This window comes from Desulfobacter sp. UBA2225, from assembly GCF_002348205.1.
Taxonomy (GTDB): domain Bacteria; phylum Desulfobacterota; class Desulfobacteria; order Desulfobacterales; family Desulfobacteraceae; genus Desulfobacter; species Desulfobacter postgatei.
In genome coordinates this window covers 1-6,199 of record NZ_DDYV01000256.1, presented here as the reverse complement: position 1 = coordinate 6,199, position 6,199 = coordinate 1, and the positions used below count along the sequence as shown (strand labels likewise).

The 6,199-nt window shown below is 46.0% G+C and carries 12 protein-coding genes; 5 read left to right on the top strand and 7 right to left on the bottom strand.

What is annotated here, in order from left to right:
* From B3D59_RS12810 to B3D59_RS12780, 7 genes are all read right to left on the bottom strand, one after another.
* The coding region (locus B3D59_RS12810; RefSeq protein ID WP_286820224.1) for a thioredoxin family protein at positions 1-132 on the bottom strand (132 nt) is incomplete at its 3' end.
* 54 nt (positions 133-186) lie between these two features.
* Positions 187-498 carry a DUF4405 domain-containing protein gene (locus B3D59_RS12805; RefSeq protein WP_286820223.1) on the bottom strand — a complete coding sequence of 104 codons (312 nt, stop codon included), beginning with the start codon at positions 496-498 and terminating at the stop codon, positions 187-189.
* Between the two features lie 85 nt (positions 499-583).
* A complete protein-coding gene (locus B3D59_RS12800) occupies positions 584-940 on the bottom strand; it encodes an ArsR/SmtB family transcription factor (RefSeq protein WP_286820222.1) in 357 nt (118 codons plus the stop codon).
* A gap of 249 nt (positions 941-1,189) precedes the next feature.
* Positions 1,190-2,023, bottom strand: a complete 834-nt coding sequence (gene lgt / locus B3D59_RS12795; protein WP_286820221.1) for a prolipoprotein diacylglyceryl transferase — start codon at positions 2,021-2,023, stop codon at positions 1,190-1,192.
* Entirely contained in the window at positions 2,020-2,394 is a 375-nt protein-coding gene (locus B3D59_RS12790; protein WP_286820220.1) for a hypothetical protein, read from the bottom strand. The genes lgt and B3D59_RS12790 overlap by 4 nt, the downstream gene beginning before the upstream one ends.
* 108 nt (positions 2,395-2,502) lie before the next feature.
* Positions 2,503-2,733, bottom strand: a complete 231-nt coding sequence (locus B3D59_RS12785) for a hypothetical protein (protein WP_286820219.1) — start codon at positions 2,731-2,733, stop codon at positions 2,503-2,505.
* A gap of 127 nt (positions 2,734-2,860) precedes the next feature.
* Positions 2,861-3,064 (bottom strand): helix-turn-helix domain-containing protein, encoded by a 204-nt coding sequence (locus tag B3D59_RS12780; protein ID WP_286820218.1) that lies wholly within the window; start codon positions 3,062-3,064, stop codon positions 2,861-2,863.
* 32 nt (positions 3,065-3,096) lie between these two features.
* Here B3D59_RS12780 and B3D59_RS12775 point away from each other — a divergent pair, with 32 nt between their 5' ends.
* The 5 genes from B3D59_RS12775 (at position 3,097) to B3D59_RS18500 (ending at position 6,193) form a co-directional block, all read left to right on the top strand.
* On the top strand, positions 3,097-3,999 hold the full coding sequence (locus tag B3D59_RS12775; protein ID WP_286820217.1) for an efflux RND transporter permease subunit: 903 nt from the start codon (positions 3,097-3,099) through the stop codon (positions 3,997-3,999).
* Between the two features lie 283 nt (positions 4,000-4,282).
* Positions 4,283-4,681, top strand: a complete 399-nt coding sequence (locus B3D59_RS12770) for an ArsR/SmtB family transcription factor (RefSeq protein ID WP_286820216.1) — start codon at positions 4,283-4,285, stop codon at positions 4,679-4,681.
* A complete protein-coding gene (locus B3D59_RS12765) occupies positions 4,681-5,136 on the top strand; it encodes an arsenate reductase ArsC (RefSeq protein WP_286820215.1) in 456 nt (151 codons plus the stop codon). Before B3D59_RS12770 ends, B3D59_RS12765 begins: the two co-directional genes overlap by 1 nt.
* Positions 5,137-5,159: 23 nt before the next feature.
* Positions 5,160-5,834: an arsenic resistance protein gene (locus tag B3D59_RS12760; RefSeq protein ID WP_286820214.1), complete on the top strand. Its 675-nt coding sequence runs from the start codon at positions 5,160-5,162 to the stop codon at positions 5,832-5,834.
* Positions 5,789-6,193, top strand: a complete 405-nt coding sequence (locus tag B3D59_RS18500) for an arsenic resistance protein (RefSeq protein WP_286820213.1) — start codon at positions 5,789-5,791, stop codon at positions 6,191-6,193. The genes B3D59_RS12760 and B3D59_RS18500 overlap by 46 nt, the downstream gene beginning before the upstream one ends.
* Positions 6,194-6,199 lie beyond the last annotated feature (6 nt).

Below are 6,199 nucleotides of genomic sequence, written 5' to 3'. Positions count from 1 at the left end.
GGAAGCGATCTGCATCATATCAGAGACTTTTTCAACGTGAGCCTCCACACCAGTTTCTTTCAGCACTTCCTGAACTAATTTTTCGGTTTTAATGCATTTGGCGCATCCAGGTCCCAATACTTTGATTTCCATGTTTAACTCCTTCAAGTTTGATTTGTTTGTTTAGTTCATCAACTATTTGATTTATTATGAACACCAGGGTGATGACCGGGCAAGGTTAAATTCTTTGGTGAAGATTTTTAAATTCAGGGCGTTATTCTTCAGGTAGGTCATCATGGGTTTCCAGTTATAGTAAATATGGAAACCCAATCCAATAATAAAAAGGATGCCCACATTGATGTGAATGCCGCCCCATTGCTCCTTGGTAAGTCCCCAGAGACGCCAGTTTGCCCAATACGCGATCCGGCCCTGGGGAACAATGTAGAGAACAACGCTGGTTACTACGGTCACAACAAAGGACAGTGCAGAAGTCAACCATACGACTCTTCTGATTTTCATTTCATATCTCCCAACATATTGGAATATTTTTCCCGGCCTTTCTGAATTCTGGCAAACGTTATATTTTTACATAATAGGTACTTGCTTAATTTTTTGACTCTTTATCAACAATATCATACCGGTCGATATCCGGAAGAAGCTTAGTGAGTGCTTTAATCTGGCTATCACTATCAAGCCAGTGTTTCAGATTCCCGATCATGCTGGCGGCAAATGGAGAGTCGCTGCCGTCCGATAAAGTGTAATTCACCCACAGTCCATCCTTGAAGCTTTTAACCAGGTCTGCATCCTCAAGAATTTTCAAATGTTTGCTCGTGGTAGACTGGGCAACCCCCAGTAACTGTTGTATTTCACAGACACACAAGGAACGCTTCTGAAGCATTTTCATCATTTTGACCCTGTTGGGATCGGATAATGCTTTCATGACTTTAATAAATGTTTTCATAAATGTACCCCATCTATATATCCGGATATGTTTTAAGCTCAGCTGCGGCCTCAAGTATCCACACTTCTTTTAATTTTGTTTCCGCTGGAACAGATCCGGTGGATTTCACTTTCCGATTGATGACCAGGGGCGACTATCCCATTCGGCCATAACCGGCCTGTTTCAATAAATCGTTAAATGGGAATATATAAATTCATGCTCCAATTGTCAAGCAATGGGCAAAAAAAATTTTACAGGCCAGGCTCACGCTCACTCCCATTTTTTATTGGCGTCTTTGTCTTTTATAAATATGCCAAATCGATGGTCCGTCCAGACTTCTGCGATCAGACCCATGCCGACAAGGACAAAAGGAATGCTCAGCCACTGCCCCGTATTCAGAAACATCTCCGTGTTATAGGCTGCCTGGGGAACCTTGAAAAATTCCAGGGCGATCCGGCTGGAAAAAACAAGGATAAGAAACAGACCTGAGATCACTCCTTCGGTGTTCCGGGCCGTGTCTTTGCGGTAAGTCATTCCAAGAATAATAAAGATCAGCAGACAGGCTATGGATTCGTACAACTGACTGGGATGCCTTGGCAGGGAATCAACACGTTGAAATACCACAGCCCATGGCATAGCCGTTGGACGGCCGATAATTTCCGAGTTAAAAAAATTGCCCGTCCGGATCAACGTACCGCCAAAGGCAGCCGGCAGGGCGATTCGGTCCATCAGCCATAAAAACCCCTGGTCTTTTTTTTTGTATGAATAAATCAAAAGTGCTGCAAGAATGCCTGCAGCACCACCATGACTGGCCAGCCCCCCTTCCCATATCTTTAAAATCTGAACCGGATGTCCCAGGTAATATACCGGATCATAAAACAGGCAGTGGCCGAGCCGGGCACCAATGATCGTACCCAATAGCAGGTGATTCATCAAAGAGGACAGATCCTCGACTGGCCGGCCCTCTTTCTTATAAACGGCTGTCATGAGAATATGGCCGGCAACAAACGCACCGGCAAAAAACAAGCCGTACCATCTGATTGTAACAGGGCCTGCCGAAAAAATAACCGGGGAGATATCCCAGACAAAATAACGATGGGTCACGGCAGGATATTTCCAAACACCCGAACCCTTATCTCTCTTTTGGGCGTGGTGTCTGTTGTCATAATAATAATATCGAAGAACCTGTCGGGCGACTCTTTTTTATTGCGCACTGTCAACAGAAACACTGGTTTGGCCCCGTCCTTCTGCTTTTCAAGGCTAAAGTCAATATGTTTGCCGTCTTTTGCGGTTGTGTCTGTGATATTGAAATCCGGTACAGCCACAGGAAAGATCTTTACCTGGGCTGTGACAGCCGTTCCGGCTTTCCCTTCAAGGCTGATTAGTTTCGGCTCTATGCGGGCCAGTTCCCGTACCAGTCCTGACATGGAGACGGTAACAACCCTGGAAACCGGATCATTGGTGTGTATTTTCACCACTTCTTTGACCCTTCTGCCGCCGTATCCCTTTGTTGAAAATGATGTTTTTACTATCCCTTCTTCCCCCGGAAGAATCGGCCGTTTGCTGGCGGCTGAGGTGCAGCCTCAACCCGATTCAAGCTTGATTATTTTTAAAGGCACGCCTCCGGAATTTTTGATGATGAATTTATGAACAACGATATCGCCTTCTATAACCGGGTTAAACTCGTAACTGGGCTCCTCAATACTTAGAATTGGGAACAACGGAGAATGAGTGGCGTTTGACGTCAAATTTCCTGCTGAAACCGGCAGGCTCCAAAATAGAACCGGCATCAGCAGAAACGCAATTTTTTTCATTAAGCCTCCTTTGGATTTAACAAGACTATATTTATAAAACCGAACATAATAATATTATACCAGCACACACTGTGCCAAACCACCCTAATCCGGATGTCTCACGCCATGAACAAAAACTGACTCAACATCACTTGAGGCCATATTTTTTCAGTTTGTACCTGAGCATCCGTTCGCTGATTCCAAGCTGCAGGGATGCGTTGGTCTGATGACCGCCGCAGCTCTTCAATGCCCGGACCACCATCCGGGACTCCAGTTCTTCCAGGTTTTCTTTGAGCGACCCCTTGGACGGCGGAAGAGGCTCTTTAAACGGAAGGTCGCTGGTACCGATCATCCATCCATGGCAAAGCACCACGGGGGGGGGCCGTGGCAACCCGGTACAGAGAAGGGGCAGACTACTACGACATCCGTGTGATGGTATCCTCGGAATCTTTGAAAAGCAAATTTGAACTTGAAAACCTGATTATCAAGAGCAATTCCGATCAACCGGTCTATGTTAAGGATATTGCCCGGGTTGAGCGGTCCACAGGTCCTGTGGAAATCATCCGTGAAGACCGGGCCAAACAGATCATTGTCCGGGCGGACTCCCAGGGCATCAGTGTCGGGGAAGCCGTGGCACGGGCAGAATTGGCTGTTGGCCAAATTCAAAAGACTGCCGGAGTCTCCTTTGAGATGGGCGGTCAGGCTAAAATGATGGCTGACAACCGAAAAGCCATGGGAATCATCTTTGGATTTGCCGTGCTTTTTGCCTATGTGATTCTGGCCATACAATTTGAATCATTTCTGCTGCCCATTCTCATGATGATCAACATTCCCCTGTCCCTGACCGGTGCTTTTCTGGCACTTTACCTGACTGCTACCCCCATCGGCGTAACCGTCTTAATCGGCCTCATCGTCATGATGGGAGGTATTACCTCACAGGGTGTGGTGCTGCTTTCCCTGGCAGAGTCCTTTCGATTCCAGGTAGATACTGCTGCGGCAGCGGTTGGGCTGGCAGCTCCGCTAAGAATCCAGCCCATTTTAATGACCCAGCTGACAACAATTTTAGGGCTTGTACCCCTGGCCCTGAATCTGGGTTCAGGAGGCGATATGCTCCAACCCATGGCTATTGCCGTTATCGGCGGGTTGACATACTCGCTGCTGTTAACCCTGCTTTTTCTGCCTGTGGCGTACAGCATTGCTATGGACAGGAAAGAAAGATGGAAAACAGAAGACAAACTGATCACGAAAACGGCTCGGATGTCTGTCCGATTAACTCAATTGAATTAATCCTAAAAAGGAGAAAAATGAAAAAATCCGGTTGAACGAATAAAACTTTGGCGAGCCAGCCGGTGTAAAATCATACTTTTGCACCGGCTGGCTGACGAACCGCCTTTCACATTAACTGCCGAGATAGATATAGGTCCCTGAAAAGCGTTATTCCCAGCTTCTAAAAAATGCAGCAAAATTCCGTCTAACTGCCAACCGAGTTGGGAATAATTTCTCTTGACAAAAATTTAATTCCTAAATAGACAATTAGACATTTGGCTAATTATAAAACAGCGAATATTAAATGAACAATACACTATCCGTAATCAAATCAATATCAGATAAAAATAGGCTTAGAGTTCTAAGTGTTTTGCTGGTGCATACTGAATTATGCGCCTGTCAGATCACCCAATTTTTAGGCGTTACAGGAGCGACTACCTCCAGACATCTGGGGTTGATGGTGAATGCGGGGGTTTTAAAAAATCGTAAGCAGGGTCGATGGATATATTTCCGAATAAACACGGAAGACCCGTCTTTAACCACTCTTTTGGGATGGGTAAAAAACAGAATCGAAACATCCCAACAGGTAAAAGAGGATCTGGAAGCATTAAAACAGATATTACATATTTCCTGTGAAGAGTTAAGTCAGAAACAAAGAGAAAGCGGCACCTGCACCAAGTCAAGAAAAAAGGAAAACAGATAATGACGGAAAAACTTAAAATATTGTTCTTATGTACAGGCAATTCATGCCGTAGCCAGATGGCAGAAGGATGGACCAGAAAATTAAAAGGAGACATTGTAGATGCATACTCCGCCGGTGTTGAAACACACGGCCTGAACCCCAATGCCGTAAAAGTAATGGCTGAAGCCGGTGTCGATATCTCAAGCCAGCGTTCTAAACTGGTTAATGAGTTCATGGATATGAAATTGGACGGGGTCATCACCGTCTGTGGACATGCCCATGAAACCTGTCCTTATTTCCCGCCTCGCTGCAAGGTAATTCATGTCGGCTTTGATGATCCGCCCCAAATGGCCAGAGAGCTTGCTGAACAGGGTGCAGATGAGGCGCAGCAGCTGGACTGCTACCGAAAAGTCAGAGATGAAATCAAGGCCTTTGTTGAAAAACTGCCTGAAAATATTAACAGCCGAATTGCATAACCCAATACAGGAGAAAAAGAACAATGAATACACATGCTGGAAATGAACGTAAAATGATCAGTCTTTTTGAGCGTTATCTGACGGTCTGGGTCGGATTATGTATTATCGGTGGAATTTTTCTGGGAAAAGTTGCTCCGGATCTGGCCAAATCCTTGGACGCCATGTCTATCAATGTGAACGGTGCACCGGTTGTCTCCATTCCCATAGCCGTTTGTTTGTTCTTCATGATGTACCCGATTATGGTTAAAATTGATTTCGCTTCTGTAATCAAGGCCGGTAAAAGCGGTAAACCCGTTTTTTTAACCTTGTTCATCAACTGGTGTATCAAACCGTTTACCATGTATGCCATTTCACTGTTTTTTCTGGGGTTCATCTTAAAATCTTTCATCGGGGCCGGAGCCATGGACCTGGTAAAAATGCCTTTTGGCCTTGATCTGGCTGTGGGGGCTCAGCATGGGGCCGGAATTGTGGTGTTGCAGGATGGTATTAAAATGTTGCAGGTGCCTTTATGGCGAAGCTATTTTGCAGGATGCATTCTTCTGGGAATAGCCCCGTGCACGGCCATGGTGCTTGTGTGGGGCTACCTGGCGAAGGGCAACGACGGCCACACGCTGGTGATGGTGGCCATCAATTCCCTCACCANNGCACGGCCATGGTGCTTGTGTGGGGATTCCTGTCAAGGGGAAATGATGGCCTGACACTGGTGATGGTGGCATTAAATTCACTGACCATGCTCGTTCTTTACGGTATACTTGGGGGATTTCTGCTTGGTGTCGGCAAACTGCCTATTCCCTGGCAGGCGCTACTGCTCTCTGTCTCAATTTATGTCGCACTGCCGCTTGTTGCAGGTTATTTTTCACGCAAGTCGATCATCGCGGCCAAGGGGGAAACCTGGTTCAAGGAAAAGTTTTTAGGTGTTCTGACTCCGATAACAATCTGTGCCCTGTTGCTCACGCTCGTTTTGCTGTTCAGTTTGAAAGGAGACGTCATTACGGCAAACCCGTTAACGATTCTATGGATAGCAATTCCGCTTTTTATCCCAGGGCAAACGCATTAAAATTTT

Bases quoted from the DNA above. Each gene is read 5' to 3' on its own strand.
- B3D59_RS12770 (WP_286820216.1), top strand. From the start codon at position 4,283: ATGAACAATACACTATCCGTAATCAAATCAATATCAGATAAAAATAGG.
- B3D59_RS12780 (WP_286820218.1), bottom strand. From the start codon at position 3,064: ATGATCGGTACCAGCGACCTTCCGTTTAAAGAGCCTCTTCCGCCGTCC.
- B3D59_RS12800 (WP_286820222.1), bottom strand. From the start codon at position 940: ATGAAAACATTTATTAAAGTCATGAAAGCATTATCCGATCCCAACAGG.
- B3D59_RS12785 (WP_286820219.1), bottom strand. From the start codon at position 2,733: ATGAAAAAAATTGCGTTTCTGCTGATGCCGGTTCTATTTTGGAGCCTG.
- B3D59_RS12765 (WP_286820215.1), top strand. From the start codon at position 4,681: ATGACGGAAAAACTTAAAATATTGTTCTTATGTACAGGCAATTCATGC.
- B3D59_RS12805 (WP_286820223.1), bottom strand. From the start codon at position 498: ATGAAAATCAGAAGAGTCGTATGGTTGACTTCTGCACTGTCCTTTGTT.
- B3D59_RS18500 (WP_286820213.1), top strand. From the start codon at position 5,789: ATGGTGCTTGTGTGGGGATTCCTGTCAAGGGGAAATGATGGCCTGACA.